21 protein-coding genes are annotated in these 24,452 nt (G+C 67.2%); 10 read left to right on the top strand and 11 right to left on the bottom strand.

Features of this window, described 5'->3' with window-relative positions; translation table 11 throughout:
• Nucleotides 1–134 precede the first annotated feature (134 nt).
• The 5 genes from A6A27_RS39900 to A6A27_RS39880 all read right to left on the bottom strand — a co-directional run bounded on the left by A6A27_RS39900 (nt 135) and on the right by A6A27_RS39880 (nt 4,645).
• On the bottom strand, nt 135–749 hold the full coding sequence (locus A6A27_RS39900) for a biotin transporter BioY (protein WP_073839838.1): 615 nt from the start codon (nt 747–749) through the stop codon (nt 135–137).
• A gap of 505 nt (nt 750–1,254) precedes the next feature.
• Nucleotides 1,255–2,058 (bottom strand): amino acid ABC transporter ATP-binding protein, encoded by an 804-nt coding sequence (locus tag A6A27_RS39895; RefSeq protein WP_073839837.1) that lies wholly within the window; start codon nt 2,056–2,058, stop codon nt 1,255–1,257.
• The gene (locus A6A27_RS39890) at nt 2,055–2,771 is read right to left on the bottom strand and encodes an amino acid ABC transporter permease (protein ID WP_073839836.1); all 717 of its coding nucleotides are present in this window, start codon (nt 2,769–2,771) and stop codon (nt 2,055–2,057) included. Before A6A27_RS39890 ends, A6A27_RS39895 begins: the two co-directional genes overlap by 4 nt.
• A 1-nt stretch (nt 2,772) precedes the next feature.
• Nucleotides 2,773–3,792: an arginase family protein gene (locus tag A6A27_RS39885; protein WP_083673241.1), complete on the bottom strand. Its 1,020-nt coding sequence runs from the start codon at nt 3,790–3,792 to the stop codon at nt 2,773–2,775.
• Nucleotide 3,793: 1 nt separating this feature from the next.
• A complete protein-coding gene (locus A6A27_RS39880; RefSeq protein WP_073839835.1) occupies nt 3,794–4,645 on the bottom strand; it encodes an ABC transporter substrate-binding protein in 852 nt (283 codons plus the stop codon).
• A 234-nt stretch (nt 4,646–4,879) separates the two neighbouring features.
• On the opposite strand from A6A27_RS39880, the gene A6A27_RS39875 reads away from it, so the two are divergent.
• From A6A27_RS39875 to A6A27_RS39865, 3 genes are read left to right on the top strand one after another with little or no spacing between them, the layout of a single operon-like run.
• Nucleotides 4,880–5,632, top strand: coding sequence for a LamB/YcsF family protein (locus tag A6A27_RS39875; RefSeq protein WP_198940661.1), 753 nt, complete (start codon nt 4,880–4,882; stop codon nt 5,630–5,632).
• Nucleotides 5,625–6,272 (top strand): 5-oxoprolinase subunit B family protein, encoded by a 648-nt coding sequence (locus A6A27_RS39870; protein WP_083673240.1) that lies wholly within the window; start codon nt 5,625–5,627, stop codon nt 6,270–6,272. The genes A6A27_RS39875 and A6A27_RS39870 overlap by 8 nt, the downstream gene beginning before the upstream one ends.
• Nucleotides 6,269–7,135, top strand: a complete 867-nt coding sequence (locus A6A27_RS39865; RefSeq protein ID WP_073839833.1) for a biotin-dependent carboxyltransferase family protein — start codon at nt 6,269–6,271, stop codon at nt 7,133–7,135. Before A6A27_RS39870 ends, A6A27_RS39865 begins: the two co-directional genes overlap by 4 nt.
• A gap of 53 nt (nt 7,136–7,188) precedes the next feature.
• Here the strand turns inward: A6A27_RS39865 and A6A27_RS39860 are convergent, their stop codons facing one another.
• Nucleotides 7,189–7,584, bottom strand: coding sequence for a RidA family protein (locus tag A6A27_RS39860; protein WP_073839832.1), 396 nt, complete (start codon nt 7,582–7,584; stop codon nt 7,189–7,191).
• A gap of 1 nt (nt 7,585) precedes the next feature.
• Entirely contained in the window at nt 7,586–8,479 is an 894-nt protein-coding gene (locus A6A27_RS39855; RefSeq protein ID WP_073839831.1) for a MurR/RpiR family transcriptional regulator, read from the bottom strand.
• Between the two features lie 41 nt (nt 8,480–8,520).
• On the opposite strand from A6A27_RS39855, the gene A6A27_RS39850 reads away from it, so the two are divergent.
• The 5 genes from A6A27_RS39850 to A6A27_RS39830 are packed head-to-tail and all read left to right on the top strand — an operon-like array spanning nt 8,521 to nt 13,781.
• Nucleotides 8,521–9,354, top strand: a complete 834-nt coding sequence (locus A6A27_RS39850) for a glutamate racemase (RefSeq protein ID WP_158074146.1) — start codon at nt 8,521–8,523, stop codon at nt 9,352–9,354.
• Nucleotides 9,355–9,363: 9 nt separating this feature from the next.
• Nucleotides 9,364–10,575: an aminotransferase class I/II-fold pyridoxal phosphate-dependent enzyme gene (locus A6A27_RS39845; RefSeq protein ID WP_073839829.1), complete on the top strand. Its 1,212-nt coding sequence runs from the start codon at nt 9,364–9,366 to the stop codon at nt 10,573–10,575.
• Nucleotides 10,576–10,627: 52 nt separating this feature from the next.
• Nucleotides 10,628–11,761 (top strand): M24 family metallopeptidase, encoded by a 1,134-nt coding sequence (locus A6A27_RS39840; protein WP_198940659.1) that lies wholly within the window; start codon nt 10,628–10,630, stop codon nt 11,759–11,761.
• A complete protein-coding gene (locus tag A6A27_RS39835) occupies nt 11,758–12,990 on the top strand; it encodes an amidohydrolase family protein (protein WP_073839827.1) in 1,233 nt (410 codons plus the stop codon). The genes A6A27_RS39840 and A6A27_RS39835 overlap by 4 nt, the downstream gene beginning before the upstream one ends.
• Nucleotides 12,987–13,781, top strand: a complete 795-nt coding sequence (locus A6A27_RS39830; protein ID WP_241825690.1) for an SDR family NAD(P)-dependent oxidoreductase — start codon at nt 12,987–12,989, stop codon at nt 13,779–13,781. The genes A6A27_RS39835 and A6A27_RS39830 overlap by 4 nt, the downstream gene beginning before the upstream one ends.
• A gap of 264 nt (nt 13,782–14,045) precedes the next feature.
• Here A6A27_RS39830 and A6A27_RS39825 read toward each other — a convergent pair whose 3' ends face one another.
• From A6A27_RS39825 to A6A27_RS39810, 4 genes are all read right to left on the bottom strand, one after another.
• Complete coding sequence (locus tag A6A27_RS39825; protein ID WP_198940658.1) at nt 14,046–15,422, bottom strand: amidohydrolase family protein; 1,377 nt, start codon at nt 15,420–15,422, stop codon at nt 14,046–14,048.
• A 117-nt stretch (nt 15,423–15,539) separates the two neighbouring features.
• On the bottom strand, nt 15,540–16,598 hold the full coding sequence (locus A6A27_RS39820; RefSeq protein ID WP_083673238.1) for a PD40 domain-containing protein: 1,059 nt from the start codon (nt 16,596–16,598) through the stop codon (nt 15,540–15,542).
• A 2-nt stretch (nt 16,599–16,600) separates the two neighbouring features.
• The gene (locus A6A27_RS39815) at nt 16,601–17,836 is read right to left on the bottom strand and encodes an MFS transporter (RefSeq protein ID WP_073839826.1); all 1,236 of its coding nucleotides are present in this window, start codon (nt 17,834–17,836) and stop codon (nt 16,601–16,603) included.
• 97 nt (nt 17,837–17,933) lie between these two features.
• The gene (locus A6A27_RS39810) at nt 17,934–20,246 is read right to left on the bottom strand and encodes a N,N-dimethylformamidase beta subunit family domain-containing protein (RefSeq protein ID WP_158074145.1); all 2,313 of its coding nucleotides are present in this window, start codon (nt 20,244–20,246) and stop codon (nt 17,934–17,936) included.
• Between the two features lie 1,030 nt (nt 20,247–21,276).
• Here A6A27_RS39810 and A6A27_RS39805 point away from each other — a divergent pair.
• Together A6A27_RS39805 and A6A27_RS39800 are read left to right on the top strand one after the other, a co-directional pair.
• On the top strand, nt 21,277–23,190 hold the full coding sequence (locus A6A27_RS39805; RefSeq protein WP_158074144.1) for an amidohydrolase: 1,914 nt from the start codon (nt 21,277–21,279) through the stop codon (nt 23,188–23,190).
• Nucleotides 23,191–23,288: 98 nt separating this feature from the next.
• Nucleotides 23,289–24,419: a TolB family protein gene (locus A6A27_RS39800; RefSeq protein ID WP_073839823.1), complete on the top strand. Its 1,131-nt coding sequence runs from the start codon at nt 23,289–23,291 to the stop codon at nt 24,417–24,419.
• The last annotated feature ends 33 nt before the right edge of the window (nt 24,420–24,452 follow it).

The following is a 24,452-nucleotide window of genomic DNA, read 5'->3' as shown; positions in this document are numbered from 1 at the left end:
CGCGTGCTGCTTCTCGACCGCGCGCGCCGACCCGGCGTGCACCGCCTCGTCGACCCGGCGTTCCAGGTCCGCCAGCTTGCCGGCGGTGGTGTGGATGTTGATGCCAGTGCCTCTGAAGGGGGCTGTTTGTGCGCTCATTGGGCAGGGCCGGTGGATTCGAGACTGGCGACCTGCTTCCAGGTCGTCGTCAGGAAGCTTGCGGCGAGCAGCGTCTTGAGGGAGTCGCCGATGAGGAAGGGCGCTACGCCGACTGCAACCGCATTGGCCACACCCATGCCTGTCACGATGGCCAGCCAGGTCACACCGCACGCGTATATTGCCATTGAACCCAGCGCCAAGACTGCCAGCTGGCGAAGCATGGTCCGGCCGGCTCCAAGACGCGAGCCGGTGCCCACGATGATCGAGGCGAGTAGAAACCCAACGAGGTAGCCGCCGGTGGGGCCGACCAGGACCTGCACTCCGTGAGCGCCCTGTGTGAAGACGGGCAGCCCCGCAGCGCCGAGCGCGACGTAGAGTAGCTGGCTGGCCAATCCTCGGACTGGACCAAGGGAGGCAGCGGCCAGCAAGACTCCAAACGTCTGGCCGGTGACCGGCACCGGCGAGCCGGGGATCGGCACGACGACTTGAGCGGCGAGAGCCGTCAGGGCCGCGCCCAATACGACCGTGACACCCGTGCGTGTCGACATCTTCGCGAGGGCGGATTCGGTTAGCACAGGCAACCTAGTGGAAACGCCAAGGGCGGTAGTCATTGCTCTGTCCTTTGTCCGGAAAGGTGAAGAAGGAGCGCCTCGGTTGAGCACGTTGCTGGCGAGTGCCGCAGCAGATGGGAGAAGGCGACTTCCTGTTGCTCAATGTCCGACGTTCCCCAGGCCGCCGTCGATTGTCAGAACGTGTCGCGCGGGACGTACGCACCCGCACGCCGCGCAGGGCACGGCTGCCCTCGCGATCGTCGCTCGCTGGCGCAGCGCTTCGCGCCTGGGCAGCAGCGTGTTGTCGCTGCCCGAGGGCGTGGCTCGCAGGTCGTCGAGGGCGCGAGAAACTGCGTTGTCACGCTCCTTGCGCGGTATCGCGAGGCGCTCGCACCTCGATCCGAGGGCTGCCCCGAAGAGGCACGTACGGCTCTTCCTTTTCTTGAGTGAACCGATCTACCCCACTTCCGCTCGCCTTGGTCGAGCTCACGCGAGGTCCGGTAGGCCGAGCGCTCGATCTCGCTCTTCCGGGAGCCCGGCCCGATCGTCGCCACGCCCGAGAGGATCAGGCCTCCGCAGGACTGATGACGGCGCGGAGGAACTCCTCGGTGCGAGCGTGAGAGGGCTTGTTGAAGATCACCTCCGGGGTGCCTTGCTCGAGGATCCTTCCCTGGTCCATGACGATGATGCGGTCGGCGACCTGGGCGGCGAAGCGCATCTCGTGGGTGACGATGATCATCGTCATGCCTGACTCGGCAAGGTCTCGCATCACCTTGAGGACTTCGCCCACGAGTTCGGGATCCAGGGCGGAGGTCGCCTCGTCGAAGAGCATCGCCTTGGGCTCCATCGCCAGGGCGCGGGCGATGGCGACGCGCTGTTGTTGGCCGCCGGAAAGCTCGTGGGGGCGGTTGTTCACCCGATCCGCGAGGCCCATTCGTGTGAGGAGTCGTAGGGCACGCTCGCGTGCCTCGTCCTTGGGTACCTTCCGGACGCGAACCGGCGGCATCATCACGTTCTCGAGGGCGGTGAGGTGGGGGAACAGGTTGAATCTCTGGAATACCATCCCGAGCTCGAGTCGGGCCAACCGAACGGCTTTGGCGTTCATCCGGTGCCGGCCGTTCGTCGCGTCCTGGATGATGGTCCCATCGACCGTGATACGCCCGGAGTCGATGGTTTCCAGGGCGTTGATCATGCGGATCAGCGTGGTCTTGCCCGACCCGCTGGGCCCGATGACGACGGCGACCTCACCTTCGGTGACGTCCAGGTCGACGCCGCGGAGCACCGGAATTTCGCCGAAGGTCCGGTGGATGCCCTCGACGCGGATGAGGGGTTGGCTGGTGGCTTTGGCGCGCTGTTCGGTGGTGGTCACGAGACAGGCTCCTTCTCCGCTTCGACAGGTGCGGGCACCGAGGGCTTCTTGCGGGAGCGCGGCCTGCTGAGCTCGAGATGGGTCTCGAGGCGACGAAGCAGAAGGCTCGTCGGGTAGCTGACCGCGAGGTAGAGGAGACCGATCAGGGCGTAGATCTCCATGTAGCGGAACGTCTCCGAACCGATCACCTGTCCGGTGAACAGAAGCTCTGCCACGGATACGGTCGAGGCGAGGGCACTGTCCTTGAACAGGGAGACGGCATAGTTGCCCGTCGGGGGCAGGGCGATGCGCATCGCCTGAGGCAGGATCACCGAGCGCATCATCGTCGGCCAGTCCATGGCCAGGGCAGCGCTCGCCTCCCACTGCCCTTGATCGACTGTGCGGATCGCGCCGCGGAAGATCTCGCTCAGATACGCACTCGTGTTGGCACCGAGCCCGAGGATCGCTGCGGTGAGCGGGGAGAGCTGGATCCCCATAGCGGGCAGGGCGAAGTAGGCGAAGAACAGTTGAAGGATCAGAGGGGTGCCGCGGAGGACCTCGACGTAGATCGTCGCCGGCACGTAGAGGTACCACCGCCGCCGGTCGAGCCTCATCACCGCGATGACGAGTCCGAGCAGCAAGGCGAGGATGAACGCGCCGATGGTGATGGCGACGGTGTACTTCATCCCCTCGAGCAGCCGCGGCAGCCATTCCTTGGTCAGGTCCAGGGTCATGTCATCCCTTGAGCGGATTCGGTGGGTTGAGTGGCGCGAAGCTCCTACGTCCGCGAGACGAGATGCATCCCATCGTTTCGACGAGGAGCTGGGCGCACAGGAAAGAGGTGATCTGGTTCGGTGCGTCGACCATGGGGTTCAGTTCGACGATGTCGAGGCCACAAACGTCGAGGTTCCGGGAGACGGCCGCGAGAACGTCCCGCAGGTGCTCGTAGTCGAGGCCACCTGGCTCAGGGGTTGCCACCCCCGGCACGATGGCCGCATCGAGCACGTCCAGGTCGACGCTGATATAGACGGGAAGGTTCGGGTCTAGCTCGGCGAGGACACGTTCCGGCCCGTCACGGAGGTAGTCCTTCGTCGTGAGGACCCGGTTGCCGTCTGCAATGGTGTCGCGATAGTGGTGCTCTGGGGTGCGGAAGCTGCGCATCCCGACCTGCACGATGTGCCGCACGGTGGGCAGTCCGTGGGCTAGGCGGACAGGGTTCCCGTGGCTCTGGGTGACTCCGTGGACGAATGGCTGGTAGTCCAGGTGCGCATCGAAGTGGAGGAGCTGCACGTCCTGCCCGTAGGCGCGCAGGACCGGATAGGTGGCGGCATGATCGCCGCCTACCACGATCGGGGTCGCGCCCCGCTCGAGGACGGTCGACACAAGATCCGTGGCGTTCTGCCACGTCGCGTCGATATTGGTGTAGATGACGTCCACGTCGCCGCAGTCGACGATGCGGTTCCCAGCCATCTCGTCCTCGAGGAACCGCTCGCCCGTGTTGATGTCCCAGAAGCCTTCCCGGCCTCCGGTGTTGCATGACCGGAAGCGTAACGACAGCTCCCGCACCCGGCGGGGGCCGAGACGGGCGCCCGGGAGCCAGCCGGAACCCTCGTCGCACGGGAAGCCGATGAAGGCGAAGTCCGCGTCGAGGGATGCAGGGTCGGCACACACAGGCCCCCGCAGGAAGGTTGCGATCCCTGTGAACGCCAAGTCCAACCGGGTGGTCGAACTCGGGTTCTCGGCGGGCCTCACCACGTCACAGCTCCAACCAGGTGTCGGCCGGGCTCAGGCCCGCGTTCTCGAAGATTCTCGCGACCGTTCCGTCGGCCTTCATCTCCTTGAACACCGCGCTGAAGTCATCGACAAATGCCCTGTTCTGCGGGGCCACCGCGAGAGCGTTGTCGCTGTCCTGCTTGTCTGGGGCGTAGCCCGCCGAGAGTTCCATGTTGAGGTTGGGGTTCTGCTTGATCGCCAGGGCCGCGATGGAGGCGTCTGCGAGAACGCCTTGGACCCGGCCGGTCTGGATGTCCTGGAACGCCTCGTAGATCGTGCCGTACACCTTCACCGTGATCTGCTTGCCGCCGGGGCATGCCGCGCTGGCCTTCTTCAAGCTTTCGGCCCAGATGGTGCCCTTGTAGGTGGCGCCGGTGTGGCCGCACAGGCCGGCGAGGTCCTGGATGCCCAACGGATTCCCCTTGGCCACCGCCAAGCCTTCGGTGTTGTAGAAGAGGACGTCGGTGAAGGCGACGTGCTTCTCGCGCTCCGGAGTGCGGTACATGGCATCGCCCATGACTTGGATCCGGCCGCTGGTGAGGGCCGGGATCAGGCTGTCGAAGGGCATCGGCGTTGACCGGACTTCGGCCTCGATGCCCTTGCGCTTGAGGTACTCCCTGATGAGGTCCGGGACGATGCCGTCGGCCTTGCCGTCCTTCACCGCCGACCAGGGCTCGTCGTTGGAGGTACCGATGGTGACGACCTTGCTCTGCTTGATCTCGGCGAGAAGGTCCTTGGATGCCGAGGTCGAGTTCGGCCCTGACGTTCCTCCGCACGCCGCGAGTGACATCGCGGCGATGACGGCGAGGCCCAGGGATATCTTGCGACTGCGCATCGCGTAGCTCCTGCTCTCGAGTGTGCTCCCGATCACCGGGGTACAGGAGATCCTGCACCCTAACCCTCAATGGCGCAAGAGATCTCGACATGTACCTGCTGGTAGCCGGATCGTTCGACCCTGGGACTTGCGTCATCCCGGGTAACTGGTGCAAGACTGAGCGATCGGAAGCCCGCCCAGGCTGCTGCCCGTTACCAAGGAGTTGCCATGAACACGACGCCCAATATTCCGACAATCTCCCTCAACAGCGACATCGGAGAGGGGTTCGGCGTGTGGTCCGTGGCTGACGATCGGGCCCTACTCGAGCTGGTCACGGACGCCAACGTCGCGTGCGGCTTCCACGCCGGTGACCCCGACATCCTCCTGCAGACCTGCCGCGACGCGGCCGAGCTCGGTGTGACGGTGGGCGCGCAGGTCGGGTACTTCGACCTGCGCGGCTTCGGCCGGCGCTTTATCGACGTCCCGCCCGCAAGCCTCGCGGCCGACGTGCTCTACCAGTTGGGTGCCCTGGACGCGATAGCTCGCGCGTGTGGCCTGTCGATCGCCTACCTCAAGGTCCACGGGGCGCTCTATCACGCCTGCGTCCAGCGCCCGGACATGGCGCGGGCCATCGCGGAAGGGCTCACCATGTTCGGGCGCGACATCCCCGTCCTGTGCCAGCCGGGCACGCCCTTCGCCGCCGCAATCGACGACGCCGGCTGTCGCCTCCTGCGCGAGGGCTACATCGACCGGGCGTACCAGCCTGATGGTCTGCTGGTCCCGCGCGGGCAGGAAGGCGCGATGATCACGGACCCGGAGGCCGCGGCCCGGCGGGCCGTCCAGATCGCCACCACCAGGACGGTGACGGCGATCGACGGATCGACTCTCCCGCTCGAGGTGGACTCGGTCTGTATTCACTCGGACTCGCCGGGCGCCCAGGAGATCGCGCAGGCGGTACGGGCGGCACTCGAGGACGAGGGAGTGGCGCTGCGAGGTCTCCTTGCCTGATTCGGCCAAGCGCTGCGCGGACGTCATCCTGCGGGTGCACCGGCTTGCGCGGACCGGCGCCCTGATCGACCTGGGGCGGCTCGAGCACGCGAAGATGGTTGCCGCACAGGCCCGTCGGGTCGACGTCGACGGGTGGCTGTGGGAAGTCATTCCGGCGGCGCGGACGGTATACCTGCAGGCGGCCCCGGAGCACCTCGACGAGATCCTGGCCCGGTTGGGGGACGCTCCGGTCGAGGCGGTCGTGCAGCAGGAGCGGCGTCTCGTCGAGATCCCCGTCCGCTACGACGGACAGGATCTCGACTACGTCGCCGGGCAACTCCGGATGGACGTCGGCACCTTCGTGCACCGCCACTCGACGACGGAATACGAGGTGGCGTTCTTCGGGTTCGCGCCCGGTCAGGCCTTCTTCGGAGAACTGCCGGGCGACCTACGGCTGCCGAGAAGGAGCGTTCCGCGTACGCGGGTTCCGTCGGGAGCCCTGGCCATCGCGAACGAGTTCACCATCATCTACCCCGAGCAGTCACCAGGCGGCTGGCATCTCATCGGGCACCGGGCCGGGCCACCGCTGTGGGACCCGCACGCCGATCCGCCCAGCCGACTGCGTATCGGGGATCGAATCCGGTTCCGGGACGTCACATGATCCGTGTTCTTGCCACTGGGCCGCTCACCACGACCCAGGATCTCGGCCGCTGGGGCTGGGGACACCTGGGGGTGCCCCGAAGCGGTCCGGCGGACGCACCCAGCCACCACCTGGCCAACCGGCTCGTCGGCAACGCCGTCGACGCCGCGACGATGGAGGTGCTGCGCGGCGGTCTCACGGTGGAGTTCCTCGAGCCCGCGCTGTTCGCCATCGCGGGGGCTCCCGTCGGAGTCCGCCTCGACGGAGTCCCGGTGGCGTTCGGTGCCAGCGTCTGGGCGCAGGCCGGGGCGGTTCTGTCGCTGGCGGTACCACGCTTCGGGCTGTGGAGCTACTTCGCCGTTCGGGGGGGCCTCGACGTCGAGCCCCAACTCGGGAGCCGATCGGTGGACACCCTGTCGGGAATCGGGCCGCCACCGCTGGCGCCGGGGCGAGTGGTGCCGATCGGCGGCCTCGTGGCCGGCCCGCCGGGTGCGGCCGACGCACTGATCGGGCTCTGCGATCGCCGGGACATCGAGCTGCGTGTCTCACCCGGGCCGAGACACGAGTGGTTCACCCGCCAGGCCCAGGAGCTACTGGTGACCACGGCGTGGACGTTGAGTACCGACACGAACCGGATCGCGGCTCGTCTGACGGGGCCGGAACTGGCCCTCGTCGAGCCCCGCCAGCTCCCGACGGAGGGGCTGCAGATCGGCTCGGTCCAGGTGCCCGCCTCGGGGCAGCCCATCGTCCACCTGGCCAACCACCCACCCACGGGGGGCTACCCCGTTATCGCCGTGGTCGATGAGTCGGACCTGCCGATGCTTGCGCAGAGCCTGCCGGGGACCGTGGTGCGCTTCGCCAGGCGAGCGCCGGGGCGTGCCTGACGAGCGGCACGGCCCGGAGCTGATCTCCGGGCCGTGCCGCGGCTACGGACTGATCACGCACACCGACACGGAAGGACGGCGGTGATCTCCACGGAGAATCCGGGCAGGTTCGACTGGACGATCGCTCGTGACGGAGGAACCGCGCCGACGAACTCGGCCCAGATCGGGTCGAAGATCCCTCGCTGCTCGATGTCGGTGAGATACACCGTGCAGAAGGCCGCCTCGGCGAGCGAGGAACCGGCTGCCTGGGCGATGGCTTCGAGGTTCGCGAGGGTTTGGCGGGCCTGGGTCTCGAACGGGGCGTCGTTGAGCCGGGTGCCGTCGGGCAGGCGGGGGGTCTGCCCGGCGACGTGGACCAGCCCGCCGGCGCACACGGCCTGTGAGTAGGTGCCGGCCGGAGGCGGGGCATCGGCGGTGGTGATGATGCGGCGGTCGCTGTGCAGGCCCATGTCAGGTGGTCCTCTGTCGTTGGAATCGGTCGTACAGTCGGCGCTCCAGCCCCCGATCCTTCTTCGCGGAGAGCTCAAGTAGGCGCAGGACCAAGGCGTTCGCGATGGCGGAGGGAGCCACCGCGGAGTTGAAGAAGGTCTGGGTCTCGTACCGGGTCATCAGCGTCCGTACGAGCGGATCGATCGGGATCGGGGCAAGGGCACTGTCGGTGACGACGACCGAGTTGGCGCCGACCGCGGTTGCCTGCTCGACGGCCTGGAGCGAGCGTTCGTCGTAGACGGGGAAGGTGAAGGCGAGCACCGCGTCGTCGGGCCCGATGAGGTCGACGTCGTCGAGAACGGTCCCTCCGACCGCCCCGATGAGCCTGGTGTTCATGAAGTGCCGGAGGTGGAACTCCACGGTGTACGCGAGACCGAATGCTGATCGAAAACCGACAACATGGAGCAGCCTGGCACCGTGCAATGCCTCGGCGCAGTCGTGCAGCGCCTGGTAGTCGAGGGATTCGACGGTCTGGGTCAAGGCGTCCAGATCGCCGCGGAGCGAACTGTGGACCCGCCCGTCACGCGGCGAGGTGGTGCCGGCGACCTGGGTGGCGGCGCGTTGCTCGGCGGCGCGGCGGATGGCCGCTTGCATGTCCGGGAAGCCCTCGTACCCCATACGGATGGCGAAACGGACAACTGTCGACTCGCTGACTCCGAGCTTCTCCGCGATCCGCAGCGCGGTGAGCTGCGCGGCCTCCCGCGGCTGGGTGATGCAGTACCGGGCGATCTTGCGCTGGCTGGCGCTGAGCAGGTCTTCCTTGCGGCGCACCCGCTCGGGCAGGGTCTCGTCATCGCGCGGCATGGCACCGTCCCGATGCCATGTCCAGGGCAGGGCGGCCTGCACCTGAACCATGCTCTTGCATCATCTCAGGCAATAGTGCAGGATCTTGTGGCATGACCGCAGATCATACACCGGATGATGGCCCATTCGTGGGAAGAACGGTCGGCGTGTTCGATGCGGGGATCGGCGGACTTCCCATCGCGCGTGCCGTCACGCGCCGCCTGCCCGGTGTAGCGATCAGCTACCTGGCCGATTCCGGCCGTCGTCCGTACGGACCCCAGCCGGCAGCAACGGTGGCGAGATACGTCCGTCAGGCCGAGAGGTTCTTCGCCGACAGAGGCGTTGACGCGTGGGTCATCGCGTGCAACACCGCCAGCGTCGTGGCCCCCGCAACCGACGAGCGCCTGGTGCCATGTGTCGACATGGTCGAGGCGGTCGGTCGCGTCCTGCCACCTCCGACGGCTGGGCGGGTGGCCCTGCTCGGCACGTTGGGCACGATCGTGAGCGGAGTAATCCCGCGCGCGTACCCCGATCACGACTGGGTGCCCATGCCCACGGAGGCGCTGCTCCGTCACGCCGAGGAGGGGGACGCGCGCTCACCCGCAGTGGCCGACCTTCTCCGACAGCTGCGAGACGAGCTCGGCCAGAGCGGCGCGACGCACGCGGTCCTGGCGTGCACCGACTACACATGCATCCTGCCGGCCATGATCGACGCGTTGCCCGGAATCGCGCTCCTGGACCCCCTCGATGGGGCGGTGCAAGCCGTGTGCGACATCGTCCGACCGACTACAACCGATGCGATGACGACAGCGACCCCGCAGTCGCGGGGGCACGAGCTAGCGGTCACCGGTCACCATCCCGTCGACATCCCCGCGCTCGCCAGGGAGACGTACGGGCTCGAATTCACCACCACCGCCACCATCAATATCGATCTCACAGAGAGCTGAGGCCGTACCATGATCTTCAATCCGGCCGATCGGATCCTCCGTCTTGAGGGTCCCCACCTCCAGGCCACCCATGGCAAGGGCCTCAGGGAGCTCGAGCGCGAGCTTGAGCGCCAGCCCGCCGGACCCGACTTCCTCGACATCACCTACGCGGACACGCACCGATTTCCGCCCGTCGACTGGGCGCTCGAGGAGTTCTCGAAGGCGGCAAGCGGCGCCGGGATGACGTACACGCCCTACCGAGGCGACGCAGGTGTGCGATCCGCGGTGGCAGGCAACGTCAGCGGCTTGCTGGGGTTCGAAGTCGATCCGGATCGCGAGGTCATCCTGACCCCGGGAACCCAGGCGGGGCTGTACTCCGCGCTCGCCGCGATGATCAACCCCGGCGACAAGGTCGTCGTTCCCGACCCGGACTACATCACGAGCGACCGATCCGTCCGATACTTCGGCGCGGAGGTGCTGTCCGTCCCACTCGTCTGGGAGGCGGGGCAGGCGCCGAGACTCGACCTCGACGTGCTTCGGGCCCAGTTGGCCAAGCAGCCGAAGCTCGTCATGTTCTCCCACCCCAACAACCCCACGGGTGCGGTGTTCACGCCGGAGCACGTCAACGAGATCGCGCAGGTGGTCCTGGACTCCGACGCGTTCGTCATCGTCGACCAGCTCTACTGCCGTCTCGTCTACGACAAGGCGCCGTTCGCCCATCTGGCGGCCGTGCCCGGGATGCGGGAGCGGACTCTGACGACTCTCGGCCCGAGCAAGACCGAATCGCTCAGCGGATACCGGATCGGTGCCGCGGTCGGCCCGGCGGACCTCATCACCCGGATGGAAGATGTCATGGGCATCGCCTCACTTCGAGCGCCCGCGTACGCCCAGCACGTCCTGGCAAGGTGGATCAAGGACGACGAGGACTACGTCCAGCAGCGGATCGGCGAGTACGAGGCGCTGCGCGACCAGAGCATCACGGCTCTCCTCGAGATGCCCGGAGTCGACGTGCGGCGTTCCGGCGGGTCGGCGTACCTGTTCCCCTCGTTCTCAGGCCTGCAGGCGAGCGACCAGGACGTGGCCCTGGCGCTCAAGCGCGAGGCGGGGCTCGTGGTGAACCCCGGTTACCAGTTCGGTGCCGGAGGAGCCAAGCACTTCCGGATCTGCTTCGCCCAGGACGAGCAGGTCTGGGCCGCAGCCCTGGTGCGGATGCGGGCGGTACTCGAATCCTTGGCGGACTGACGTGTTCCGATACTTCACAGATGCCGAGTACGACCGCCGTTGGGCAGCCGTCATGGCCGAGGTCGAGCGACGCCAGCTCGACACCGTCGTGATCTGGGGCCGAGCCGGTGGCCAGTTCGAGCACTGCGGCGACATCCTCTACCTGTCCAACCACTTCGCGATCAGCGCAGGGGCGGACTCCGCGATCTGGAACGCGCGATCCTTCGCGGCACTCATCGTGCGCCCCGGCCACGAGCCCGAGCTGCACATCGACGAGCCCGATCCCCGAATGGACCGCCTCGCCGTGGGAGACGTCCGGTGGAGCTCGGACCCCGTCCAGGCCGTAGGCGAGCGGCTCCGCGAGCTCGGCATCTCCGGTCAGGTGGGTCTCGTCGGAACGAACTTCTTCCCGATCAAGTACTACCAACAGCTGTCTGAGCTGTGCCCGCAGATCGACTGGCGCCCCGAGGACGACCTCGTCAAGACGGTCCGGAAGATCAAGAGCGCCGCAGAACTCGACTGCTACCGGCACGCCGGCGAGACGGCGTCGCTGGCCCTGACCCGGCTGATGTCCGGACTCATCGGTGGCGAGAAGGAGGCCGTCGCGGCTGGCGCGGCCTCCCAGATCGTCGTCGAGCGAGGAGGCCGAATCCAGCTCATGGGCACCACCCACGGGGAGCACATCGGCTACCAGTGCACCGAGCCGCTGACCGGATACAGCCAGCTGGCTCCGCAGCCGGGTGACCTCGTGGCTGGGATGATCCACGGCCCCATGTACCAGGGCTACTACCTCGACCCAGCCCGAGAATGGGTGTGCGGGGGAGCACCGTCGGGGGCGCAGCGCGGTCTGATCGAGGCCACGGTCGAGATCGTCGAGGAGCTCTGCGGCATGATCCGGCCCGGCGTCCGCCTCCTCGACGCCGCTCGCCGCGGCGACGAACTGACAGCACGCTACGGGGCAGACGAGTCACCGACCTCGAAGTTCTTCCCCTTCTACGGACACGGCGTCGGATTGTTCTTCGAGACCCCTCGAATCGGGAGCGCCCTGTCCGCACCGGACGACATCTTCGAGGAGGGGATGGTCCTCGGGGTCGAGGCGTTCCTCGCCAAGGACGGCGTCGGCAGCTGTCTCATCGAGGACAACGTCATCGTGAACGCGCACGGCGTCGAGTTGCTTACCACGACCCCGTTGAGGTGGGATGCATGAGCGGCTCGACGTCACCAGCCAGCAGCGCGGACCCGTTCGTGCTGGCCGTTGCCCGCGTCCACGACGGCCTGGGTTTCCTACCAGATGACGACTTCATCGTCGTCGTCGCCGAGGGCACAGTCGTCGACCTCGGCCCCAGAGCCCGGCTGCTCGGCAAGTACTCCGCGCTCCCGCTCGTCGACCACTCCAATGCCGTGCTGACGCCAGGATGGATCGACACCCATGTCCACTCCACAATGCCCGGGGACGGGCGCCCTATCGAGGAAGTGGCTCCAGCCCCCTTCGAGACGAGGATCGCCATCGCGACGGCCAACCTGCGGGCACACCTCGCCGGCGGCGTGACCACCGTCCGTGACCTGGGCTCCCATCTGGACTACCTGACATGGCCCCCGGGACCAGGCCTCATGCCGCGGGTACTTCGCTACGGAATGCCAATCACCGCCGACCGCGGGCACATGCACCTCTTCGGTGGAGCCCTCAAAGCGGCACGCACCGTCACCGATGTCGCACGAGCCAACCTGGAGGCCGGGGCAGACGGGCTCAAACTCGTCGCCAGCGGCGGCGGAACCCTCGGGACAGTCCCACACGAGACGACCCTCACGAGCGACCAGGTCGCCGAGGCAGTCCGGCTCGCTCATACCTACGGCAAGCGGGTGACGGTCCACGCCCTGACCAACGGCGCGATCATCGCCGCGGCCGCGGCGGGGGCCGACGGCATCGAACACCTAGGATTCCTCGCGACAGACGGGCTCAGCCGCGTCCAACAGGAAGCGCTCGAGGCTGCCATCGCGGCTGGGATCGTCTTCGGCAGCACGCTCGGCTGCAACGAGGCATACCTGCACCTGTCAGGCTCGAATGGCACCGCCGAACATGACGAACAGTCCATTCGGACCGAGTACTACCGCAGAAACGCTGACCGGGTGCTCGGTGCCGGTGGGCGGATGGCGATCGGAACCGATGCCGGATGGAAGCACACCCCCTTCGGGGCCTATACGCGCGAGCTCCAGTTGCTCGCCGGAGCCGGGGTGCCCGCCGAGAGGCTCCTGCACCTGGCGACAGCCGGTAACGCGGACGCGCTCGGTGTGCCCGGACTCACCGGGATGATCCGTCCCGGTCACCCCGCCGACCTCGTGGTCATTGACGGCGTTGACTTCGCGGCGCGCGCGCCCAAGGTCCTCGAGGTGGTCGCCGCCGGCAGGCGGCTCGCCTCGCCCGGGACCCCGTCGTGACCGGCGTGACGCGCAGGAACCAGTCCAACGACATACGGCATGTCCTTGTGACGGGTGCCTCCCGCGGCATCGGCCGCGCAGTGGCGGTGAGGTTCGCGGAGGCGGGTGACCGAGTCGCCGTCCACTATCTGGCGCGGGCGGCAGATGCAGAGCACACGATGCAGCTCCTGCCCGGCGAAGGACACACGTTGATCCAGGGAGACCTGTCCTCCCCGGAGGAGTGCCGAAGGGTCGTCGAGGAATCCGAGCGGGCACTCGGCGGCCTCGAAATCGTCGTCAACAACGCGGCGGTCGCGACGTCTCCCACCCTCCGGCATCCTGTCGTCGGGACGGACTTCGCGACCTGGGCCGACTTGTGGAGGCTGTTCACGGACATCAACCTCCTCGGGGCGGCCCACGTGTCGTGGGCCGCGGCCCAGTCCATGGTCGCCGCGGCCGTCCGGGGTCGGATCGTCAACATCGGTTCGCGGGGTGCCTTCCGAGGCGAGCTGGAACATCCCGCATACGCGGTGACCAAGGCGGCGTTGCATGCCCTCGGCCAGTCCCTCGCGATCGCGTTGGCTCCGCACGGAATCGCGGTGACAAGCATCGCCCCCGGGTTCACCGCCACGGAGCGCGTGGTGGAGCGGTTCGGCAACCAGACCCCTGCCGGGATCACCGCCGACAGTCCGTTCGGGCGCATCGCGACCCCCGACGAGGTCGCCGCAGCAGTGCTGTATCTCGCGTCACCGGAGGCCGAGTGGGCGTCAGGTGCGATCCTCGACATAAACGGTGCTTCGCATCTGCGCTAGCCCGGCGGGGAATCCGGATAGCAGCCATGACCTGCGCGAAGCCGGTGCCGTTGGCTCGCCGCCCGCAGGCAGTGTCGTGGGCGATAGGGCGGCAGTCCCTACTTGACTCTGGCGTGCCGTCGGTGATCTGGGCGGCGGGCTGGCGGCGGAGATCGACGAGGTTGCGCCGCACACACTCGGTTGGGCCTTGCTGGAGTGGACCCTGCCTGAGGGTCCACTCCAGCGGGGTCGTGCTGGGGTCACCGGCCGACGGGATGGGGTACGTCAGGTGGTGAGTTCGTCCTTCGCAACAGCGCCGCCTGCGATGACCATGGGTAGGCGTTGCAGCGCGGTGATGTCCGACAGCGGATCCCCGTCGACGACAATGGCGTCCGCGTAGTAGCCGCGGGCGAGGCGTCCGGCTCTTCCGTCGAGGCCGAACAGGCGAGCCGCGTAGGTGGTGGCCGCACGGATCGCGTCGAGATGCGGCACTCCCGCCTGGTGGATGTAGGCGACCTCCCCACCGATACTCGACAGCGTCGCCGAGGTGTAGCTGGTGTCGGTGCCGGCCACGATCGGCACGCCTCGTTCGTGCGCCGCGGCCACAGCTGCCTGCAGTACGGGCAGCATTTCCCGCCCCCGCTCGACGAGCCTGGGGTCGGTGTACTCCCCGGCTGGCTCGGCGAGGTCAACGACTGCGGAGAATGTCGGAGTGAAGAACGTGCCCTTGCGGGCCATCAGGTCCAGGGTCTGCTCGTTCACCCATGTCCCGTGTTCGAGGCTCGAGACGCCGGCTCGAACGGCGTCGTAGCAGCCTTCCTCCCCGTGTGAGTGGCAGAGGACGGGGGTCTTGCGGCGCCGCCCGGCCGCCACGATGGCGGCCAACTGGTCGTGGAAGTACACCTGCTGTCGAGGGTCCTGTTCTGGCAGGCCTGCCCGCTCGGTGGCTCGGGTCTTCACTGCCTCGGCGCCACGATCGATGTTCACGCCGGTGAGGTACGCGAGGTCCTGGGGGTCACGAACACCGTCGGGTCGAGTGGACAGCGGCGCCAGGGCGGAATCGGAGAGGATGGCATCGCCGAGGTTGGGGGTGACGAACAATCCGGCCGGGACCATGCGCGGCACTGACTGCGGCTGATAGGCGGCAAGCGCCTTCACGCCAATGTCCTGGAAGTAGCTTGTGGACGCGGAACGCAACGTCGTCGCTCCGCTCTTCAACGCACGCTGGGCGTTGGCAACGGTGGAGACGTGTACGTGGGCGTCGAGCATCCCGGGAAGGACGAAGCGGCCCGCGACATCGACGACACGCACCGATTTGCCGAGGGACCGTAGGGCAGCGACTTCCGCGCCGGCCCCACCGACGAGCGCCACCTTGCCCCGCTCGAACACGATGACGGCATCCTCCGCGACTTCCCCGGTCAGGGGGTCGAGCAGCTTCGCCCCGGTCAACACCATCGGCTCCGGTGTGGGTGGCCGCTGCCCGGCGGCTGCGCCGGGGTCGTTCGAGCTGGCGGCGTGGGCGGTGCCGCTGGTGAGCCCGGCCCCGGCCAACGCGATCGCTCCTGCGAGCACGCTGCGTCGTGTTGTGGTGATGCGGCGGGCGGTCCGCTCCTCTTCGGTGGTGAGGTGACTGTGCTCTTCACACATGGTTTTCCCTCTCACGCTTCCTGGCCCGCTTATGGGGGCCCTTTATTGACTGGGATCCGAGATCAACCCTCTGACCACGCGCGTGACCGACGTGGCCTGAGATCTCCGCGGGGGTAGCCCACTCCGGGGCCGTCATGTGGTGCCGACCAGGGTGGGCGAGTCAGCGTCTGGGATCAGCAGTTTCGGCTCGCCGCCGTCGAGCGGCGCGTTCCAGATGTCGGCGGCGACGCCCTCACCGGCCTTGGGTACGGCGTACATGATGTGCTCGCTGTCCAGCCAGGCGACCTGGTCGTCGACACTGCGTGTCTCGCCGAGCGGGGTTTCGGTGCCGGTTGCCAGGTCGAACGCGTGAAAGCGCCAGGCCCGATCGGCGACGGGATCGACCCGTTTCTTGTAGACGATCCGTCGGCCGTCGGGGGACAGCGATGGGCATTCCGCGTTGTCTCGCAACGCGGTCAGCGTGTGGTTGGTCAGATCGCCTCGGGCGAGGTACGTGCGGCCGCGGGACGCCACCGTGGCGAAGAATGTGTTCGAGTCGGCGGAGAACGTCACGCCCCAGATGTTCCGGTCGACGCTTTCGTCCTTCTCGCCGTTGATCAGGAAGGTGAACTTCTCGAGGTTGGCAACCACCTCGCCGCCGGCACGGTAGATGAGCGTCTCGGTGGAGAACCCGAGCGAGATGTAGTTGTGGCCGCTGACGAAGGTGGTGGTGGCGAAATGGCGGCCGTCGGGTGCGACGCGTGCCCGGCTCGGTACGCCGTTCAGCGCGTGATCGCTCGTCGGGTTGAGTTTCTCATCGAGTTCGACGACCTCGTACGGCTGCAGCGGAGTGACGCCGGCGCGGAGGCAGACCGCCCGTCGGGCTGCTGCGGCGACCCGTATACAGCGGGAATCCGCGAGTCTGCGGGTGGATGTGGGGTCGTGGGGTTCGGCGTAGGCGATCCGGCCGTGGTCGGACCCAGACTGCAGGGAGCGGAAAACGATGTGCTCCGTTGCGAACAGGTCCGCTGTGGCTTTTCCGGCGGCCGACTCGCCATGCCGGTCGAGGATCGACACCGCGACGGCGCCGACCGCCACACCGACGAGCAGTACGGCGACGGCCGTGGTGATCCGTGGCCGGCTCCGGTGCGGCGGAGTGCGACCCTGTGTCGGCTCGGCGGCCTGGCGGGCCTGGCTTGCGGTGTTCGGCATGGTTAAGCCTCCGGTGACCGGCGGAGCAGGGCCGGCGTGGTGAGAGTGAGGACGACTGCCATCCCTGCGGTAAAGAGCCACAGCGCGGTGCCCGGGCCGATGGTGGCCCACAGCGCGCCGAAGGTGATCGCGGCCAGGCTGCGGCCGAGGGCGACACAGGTCTGCAACGTGGAGATGGCGGTGGACATCCACTGCGGCGGAACGATCGTGGCGGCCGCGGCGGGCAGGACGCCGTCGGTAGCGGCGTAGTACAGGCCAAGCAACGCGAGCGCGAGCCCCGCGCCCGGTAACCCGTCGGAACCGGCGGCGACCAGATAGGCGCCGACGATCAGCAGGTGCCCGGTGAGGAACATCTGGATCCGGCCGAACCGGTCAGCCAGCCGACCGAGCGGGATCGCCCCGACGAGGTACACCAGGCTGGTGGCCAGGAACAGCAACGGGAACAACCGGGATGACACGGCCCCCCGTTCGAGCAACGTGAGGTAGAGGAACGCGTCGCTGACGGTCATCGCAGACAGCAGGCCGGCGGCGAGCAGCATCCGCCGAAGTTCGCGACCCTGAGCTACGAGGCGGGCGGCACCGGCCAGACTGATCCGGGGTGCCCCCTCGGCGGCGGACCGCTCCTCACGCACCTTGCTGACCAGCAGTAGCACGCCGAGCCCGGCGACGCACGCCGAGACCACGAAGAGCGTGTCGAAGTCGCCAGGCGAAGCCATCAGCAGGTAGAACGCGAACACAGGTCCGAGCAGCGCGCCCGCTGTGTCGAGCGCCCGGTGCGTGCCGAACGACCTGCCGAGTACCTCTGGGGCGCTACATCCGGCGATCAGTGCGTCCCGGGGCCCGGTGCGTAGCCCCTTGCCGATCCGGTCCACGCCAACCGCCGCCGACAGCGCGCCGAGGCTCGCCGCCGGCAGCAGCACGAGTTTGGCCAGCACGCCGAGCGCGTACCCGACGGCGGCAACGGCTTTAGGACGCCGTAGGCGGTCGGCGGTGTAGCCGCCGGCGATCCGGGCTGCGGCCGTGCCGGCTTGGTAGACGCTGTCGAGAACACCGAACGCCAACGGTGAGAGCCCGAGGCCGACGGTGACGAACAGCGGGAGCGCCGCGGTGACCATCTCCGTGGAGATATCGGTGAGCAGGCTCACCGCACCGAGTACGAGGACCGTCTGCGGGATGCCGCGGCGGACGCCGCGCGAGGTGACCGGAGCGCCCTGTGGGTTGCGAACACTGATGTACACGGCAGGATCCACCTCACCTTGGGGAAGACACGGGCGGATATCGTCGGCGGCCCGGGCCCGGGGACAGCCACCTCGTGGGCTGCCCCCAGGCCACCAATCAGTTCGCGCCGGGCAGTGGCGCCCCGGATGTGAACTTGTCCAGGACGTTCTCGGTGATCCTGGTCATGTCGTTGTCGTAGTTGTTGTGGAAGAAGCTTCCGGTCCAAACCATCGACCCGGCCGAGAAGACGGCGCCGCCGTTGGGGTAGTGCACGAGGGTGACATCTCCCCGCACCATCGGGTTGGTGTCGCCGCCCTCGAACAACGATGACGTGTTGATCTCCTCCACCACATGCATGTACTGCTTCCCGAACGGCTGCGAGGTGCCGAGCACGACCGCGTTGGCCGGCGTACCGAGCGCGTAGTCAACGCGGTCGACCTCCTCGCCCATCGGGCCGCCGGGTGACTGCAGGCTCGGCAGGTCGCCGCCGATGCCCTTCTTTGCCGTGACGCCGTCGAAGACCCACGAACCAGCGGCGGAGTAGCTGGCTTCGCCCCGATCGAACGGCACGTTGTACTGAGCGCTGCCGCTCGGGTGACCGAAGCCTTGGGCGCTGAACCCCACGCCGACCAGTTCCTGCGGTGGCCGGCCACGGAACCGCCATAGTCCACCGAACTCGCCGGTGGTGTTGTGGTAGTACTCGCCCGGTGCCGCCTGCCACGCCTCGGTGCCGTCGTGTCGGCGCAGTTCGCTGTAGGTGGCCGCGCGGTCCAGTGAGGTGACCCAGTAGAAGCCGTTGCCACCCAGGTACATCAGGCGGCCGCCGTCGTCGAGCCAGCCCTTGAACGCGTTCATCTCCGCGGTGGATATGTACTCGGGATGGGTGCCGGTGATGACCGTCTGATAGTGGTTGAGCAGCGTCTGGCCTTCGGCGTCGAGGTCGTGGTCGGTGATGTAGTCGACGTCGTACCCCTTCGTGTCGAGCCAGTGGAAGATGTGCGTGTCGGCCTCGAACTGCCACGGCCTGCCCTCGCCGTTGCGGCCCGTCGCCATCGACCGCAGGTTCTCGATCGGGCGGCGCGCCGACGAATAGACGTACCCGCTGCCGTCGGCGTGGTCGGAGTACTGGCTCATCGTGCCGCCGGTCTGGCCGTAGGCCAGGTAGCTGAGGGTCGGCACCAGCATCGCGATCTTCGCCGTCGGCTTCTTCGGACGCACGACGAATGTCGCATGGTAAATACTGTCGCCGGCTTCGAGCCGCGCGGCGTAAACGCCGCTGCGGGCGTTGTCCGGGACCCGGAAGGTGAAGCTCGGCGACCAGGCCGCGTCACCGAGGTCGTCCTCGTGGAAATACATCGCGCCCCACTGGGACGGGTCCTCGTGGTAGTTCATGGTCCGGCGATCCCAGTCGTGCCTGGTCAGCGCGCGTACCGGCAGGTTGACCGCCCGGCCGTGCAGCCGGTGCGGACCGGCGTCGACCACCCGGTCGGTCGACATCTGCCGGGAGAAGTCCCAGGTGGCGACCGGACGCGATGGGTGCCTGCCGTCGCTTAGGTCTGCCAGCTCGTTCGGGCTGAGCGCCCGATCGTAGATGGCGGGCGACTCGATCTTGCCGTTGTACAGCCCCGACGGCTGGGCGTCGTCGGGACGGTTCCAGGACGCCGCCATCAGCAGCGGTGCAGCTGTGGTGGCGAGGTGAGCTGTGGAGACCTGCTTGGTGACGGCCGCGAGGGAGTCGTCGGGGAGAGTCGACACCGGCTTCTGGGTCAGGGTGACCTTGCGCGTGCGCGCGTCGTACGTCGCCGCGACGAAATACCAGCCTGAGTTGTTGACGTGCATTGGTCGTGGGTTCCTGTTGAAGTACATCTCAGGTCCGCCCATGGCCGGTGCCCACGGCTTCAGCTTCACGCCAGTGGAAACCGTTTCGGCCCCGCCGGATGACCCGAGACGCAGGGCCAGGCCGCCAAGCTCGTCGATGAAGAGGCCGTACCCGGCGTGGTCGGCCTCGGACCACTTGGTGACCAGCCCTTGCATCCGTGGGGTGCCGACTGGTGTGCGCTTCAGCGCCGTCCGGTTGTACGGCGAGCCGGGGATCGTGGTGGGAGCGATCCAGGCGGTGATGCTGAAGCTGCCGGTCAGCCTCAGCTTGCTGTTGTCCGGAACGGTGACGTAAGACCCGAGCGGCAACCGCTGGTCCCTGCCGGGATACGTTCCGTTTGCCGGGGTGTCGATGACCTGTTCTTGGATGCCGGGCCCGGCCGGATCCGCATCGCCATGGCTAACCCGGACGATCTTCGAGTTGAAGGTGGGGGACTTGGTGCTCACCATGATGCGGACCGACTCGCCGGGACGGACGCTGAGGCGGTCGGGGTAGCCGCTGATGCCGAGGGCATCGAGCCGCTCCTGCGGCGGTACTGGGTCGTTGGGCAACGGTTCGTCGGGAACGTAGTTCGTCAGACCTACCGCAAGACGCTCGCGGCTGTCGCCGTAGGACGGCGCAGGTACGGCGACCACCAATGCCGCCACAGCTAGAGCAGCGGTGGTCCTCCTTCTTGTCAACTGGCTTGGCATCTGATCTCGGCCTCCCTGTCAACTACGTGGCAGCCCACTCCATGTCCACAGAGGACTACAGGCGGGTGCATCTAGACGTTGTTGGGCCCGCATTGCCTGAGAAGATTGAGTAGTCACCTCCCTTCTTGGTATTGGAGGTGATCGACGGATGGCGCATTGCTACCAGTCGCTCCATCCGGCTAGCAACCAACAGCTACGAGACCGGCGATGGATAGACCGTGTAGAGCGCTGAACGGGCATCACGCCGCGCTCGGCGGTCGATCGGACGAGCGTCTACGGCTCGGCAGACGGGCCAGCCGCCCGCCCGCTCTCCCACCTGGCCGACGGCTCCGGCTACCTCTGCTGTGTCGAGGGTCCAGTCGACGAGTCGTCCGGCGAAGCCCTGGTGCCCGCCCGCTCAATACCCTTCGAGCTACGAAATCCGTTGGGTGGGTGCCCGCGTTTATGCACCCGCACCGCCGGTCGTGCCGTATGGCATAAGTGGATCAACCCGGACAGATCAAGCACATCGAGACCTGTGCTTAACACCCTTCGAGCTACGAAATTCGTTGCCGTACTGAAGGGTAATGACCGGGATCGAAGACTAGTCGCTATTTGGGCAACGGAAACGGTTGACGTGATCGGCGAATGTCAACTAGCGTCACAGTCGCGCCGACCCAACCTCTCCCGATCAACGCGAACTGCTCCCGAGGAAGTGAACTGCGTGCCTGGGTGGGGCCGTCGTCCTGCTGGCAGCCTCTGATCGATGATCAAATTCGGAGCTCTCAATGCTTCACGGTCAGTGCTGCCTTCGGCGCCGGACAAGCATCCTCTGGAGTTCCGAAACGGAGAGATTCGTTCGGACGTCCCCGTTTCTAGACCTGCAATGGCGCAGCTTGAAGGAGGCAAGGTGACTCACGTAGGACAGAGAAGTAGTCGCACATCCTCACGATTCCGCCACACTGCCATCGCCGTCGCCGCGGTTCTGGCGCTTCCTCTCGGCATTACCGGCGCAGCCGGGGCGGCTTCGGCGCTCCCGGCGCCCCAGAGCGGGGCCAGCCATGCCGACACGTTCTTCGTCAACGGCAAGGTGCTCCAGTACGGCCTGAACCAGGCAAAGTTCTCGGATGCCCTCGCCGTCAAGGACGGCAAGATCGTCTTCGTCGGGGTCGGTAACCCGGGCCAGACCAAGAAATGGGTCGGGCCAAACACCAAGGTCGTCGACCTCAAGGGCAAGATGCTCATGCCGGGTCTCGGTGACGGGCACCTGCATGGCGCCAGGATCATCGACTGCGACATGGGCTACGAAGGTGGCACGGTCGACGTGGCGCTCGGCAAGCTCAAGGCCTGCCTCACCAGTGCCGAGCAGGCGGGCTACCTTCACAGCAACTACTTCCTGTCCGCCCGCAACTTCATGGGCGACGCGATGCAGCCCAAGGGCACGATCCTCGACCGCGCGACGCTCGACCGGCTCTCGAAGTCGCCGGAGGAGGACCCGTACGGCACGGGCACAACGCGCCCGATCGTGGTTCGCAACATGGATGGCCACAAGTTCTCGACGAACTCCCAGGCCATCATCAACGCTGGCATCACCGCCGACACCGCGACGCCGCCGGGTAGTTTCATCGGCCATGACGAGAACGGTGAGCCGAACGGGACGTTCGCCGACTTCTCGGCGAACTTCGGCCCAGTGACGCCACAGGCACCGGACGCGAACTACCAGCAACTGGTCGCCAACATCGAGAAGGCGAACCGCTTGGGCATCACGGCCATCCTCCGGCCGGGCGGCAGCGCGACGGATGCGCAACTGGCCAAGCGCCTGGCCGATGACGGCAACATGACGGTCCACTTCAACCAAGCCCTCTCGGCCAGCGACGTCCGCGGGGCCTCAGAGGCCGAGATCGACGAAGTAATCGCGGGGCTCAACAAGGTCCGCGATGAGTTCGACGGTTACTCCTCGCCCAGCAGCCCCGGCTCGCTCAGCATCGACACAGTGAAGATTTTCTGTGACGGTGTGCCGGAGTACCCCGGCCAGACGGCGGCCATGGAGAAGCCCTACCGGATCAACGTCGGCACGACGGAGAACCCGGTATGGGTCGAGGGTGACCTGCGCGGAGAGGAGCCATCGTGTGACGACGCGCGACTCGGCTTCCTCAGGCTCGATGCGAACAAGTGGACCATCCACACGCACAGTATCGGTAACCGGGCCGTGCGCGTGTCGCTGGAGAACTTCGCGGAGATCAAGAAGACCAACCCTGCGTGGGACCGTCGCGACACCATCACCCACCTGCAGTTCGTCAACAAGTCGGACTACAAACTGTTCGGGGAGGCTGGCGTCGTGGCGAGCATGTCCCTGCAGTGGGCGCAGCGGGACGGCTGGACCGTCAACGGCGCCGAGGGCTACATCGCTCCCGAGGACCTCGCCGGGATGTATCCGACGAAATCGCTGCTGCGCAACGGGGCGGTCGTCGCCGCCGGCTCGGACTGGCCGGTCACCGACCTCATTCCGTGGACCGCGATCGAGACCGCGATCGACCGCGAAGGTGAGGTCAACGAGGCCGCCGGGATCCTGCCCGGCCAGCTCGTGCCCACCGAGGGGATCTCGCTCCTCGAGTCCCTCAAGGCGGCGACCATCGGTGTGGCCTACCAGCTGCACCAGGACGACGTCACCGGCTCGATCGAGGTGGGCAAGCTCGCCGACCTTATCGTCATCGACCAGGACCTGTTTAGCATCCCAACCGAGAAGATCTCCGACACCAAGGTGCTCATGACCATGCTCAAGGGCGACGTCGTCTACTCGGACCCGGACACCCCGGTCCTGTGATGCGATCACGCTGACGGCAGGCCGGTGGGCAGCAGCCCTACCGGCCTGCGCTTTCCCCCGTCGATACCTTCTGCCCGTAGAGAGGTAAAGAGACTCCGATGGGATTCCTGACCCGGAGTGTTCCCTCCCGGCCCGCTAGCGCCGTCACCGCCGGTGTGGCAGCGCTCCTGCTCCTTTCCTGGTGCGCGGCCACCAGTGATGCCACGACGATCGGCGCGCCTCGTCCGAACGTCCCCGCCCGACACGGCGATGAGGACGAACACGGTCACGAGGCCACCGAGAGCCACTCCGAGGAGGACCACGGTCACATCCACGATGCGCCCATCCGGACGCCCAAGTTCACGCGAGACCCGAAGCTCGCCTCTCTCGACCTCGCGACGGTGCCTCCGATCGTGTTCGCCAGCAACCAAGGTGGGGCGTTCCGCCTCGCGGGAGTCCGTCCCGACGGGTCCGGCCTCGTGCGGCTGTCCGAGCTCGCCGCCACATCACCCTCATGGTCGACGGACGGGGCGCGCCTGGCCGTGGTCGGCCGGGTCTTCGAGGACTCTCACTACGAGCAGGCCGTGTTGGTGCTCGGTTTAGGTTCAGGGGTGAAGGAGCTGCTGACGGGCTCGCGGATTCCCTCCACATCGACGTTCCGCTCGGTTGACGAGATTTACGCACAGACGGCCCAGGTGTCGTCTCGCGAGTCGTCCGGAGCACAGTCGGTCTCGGGTGTGGAGGTCCTACGTCTCGACGGTGGAACCAGCAGGTCCGTCCTCAACGAGAAGGTCTCGGTCTATCACCCGGCGTGGTCCCCCGACGGGAAGCGGCTCGCCTACGTGACCGCGACCCCGGGTTGTCGGGCGACCCCCGAGAGGCCGTGCGAGCAGCCCCTCAAGGTGGCAAATGGCTCGGCGGTCACCACGGTGGTCAAGGGCGGGGTGGCTGCCAACCCGTCGTGGTCTCCGGACGGTTCGACGCTCGCCTACAGCTGGCTGGTCGACGGCAAGCGCCAGGTACGCCTCACGACCCTGAATGGCGATATCACCGAGGTGACCACGGGCGGCAAGGACGCCGATGACCCGACGTGGTCCCCGGATGGGAACGCACTGGCCTACACAAGCGGCTGTGACATCTGGGTACAACCGATCGCCGGTGGGGCCGCGATGAACATTACGAAGACTCCCGGAGAGTGTGAGATTGCGCCCGCCTGGCGCCCTGCAGCACCCAAGCCTCAATACCGGTAACCTAAGTGCTGCTCGGCGTTAATTCGTCGGGGG

It is taken from the genome of Micromonospora sp. CB01531 (assembly GCF_001905095.1).
Lineage (GTDB): Bacteria > Actinomycetota > Actinomycetes > Mycobacteriales > Micromonosporaceae > Micromonospora.
The sequence above is the reverse complement of the archived record's forward strand: the minus strand, read 5'-3'. Positions and strand labels throughout refer to the sequence as shown.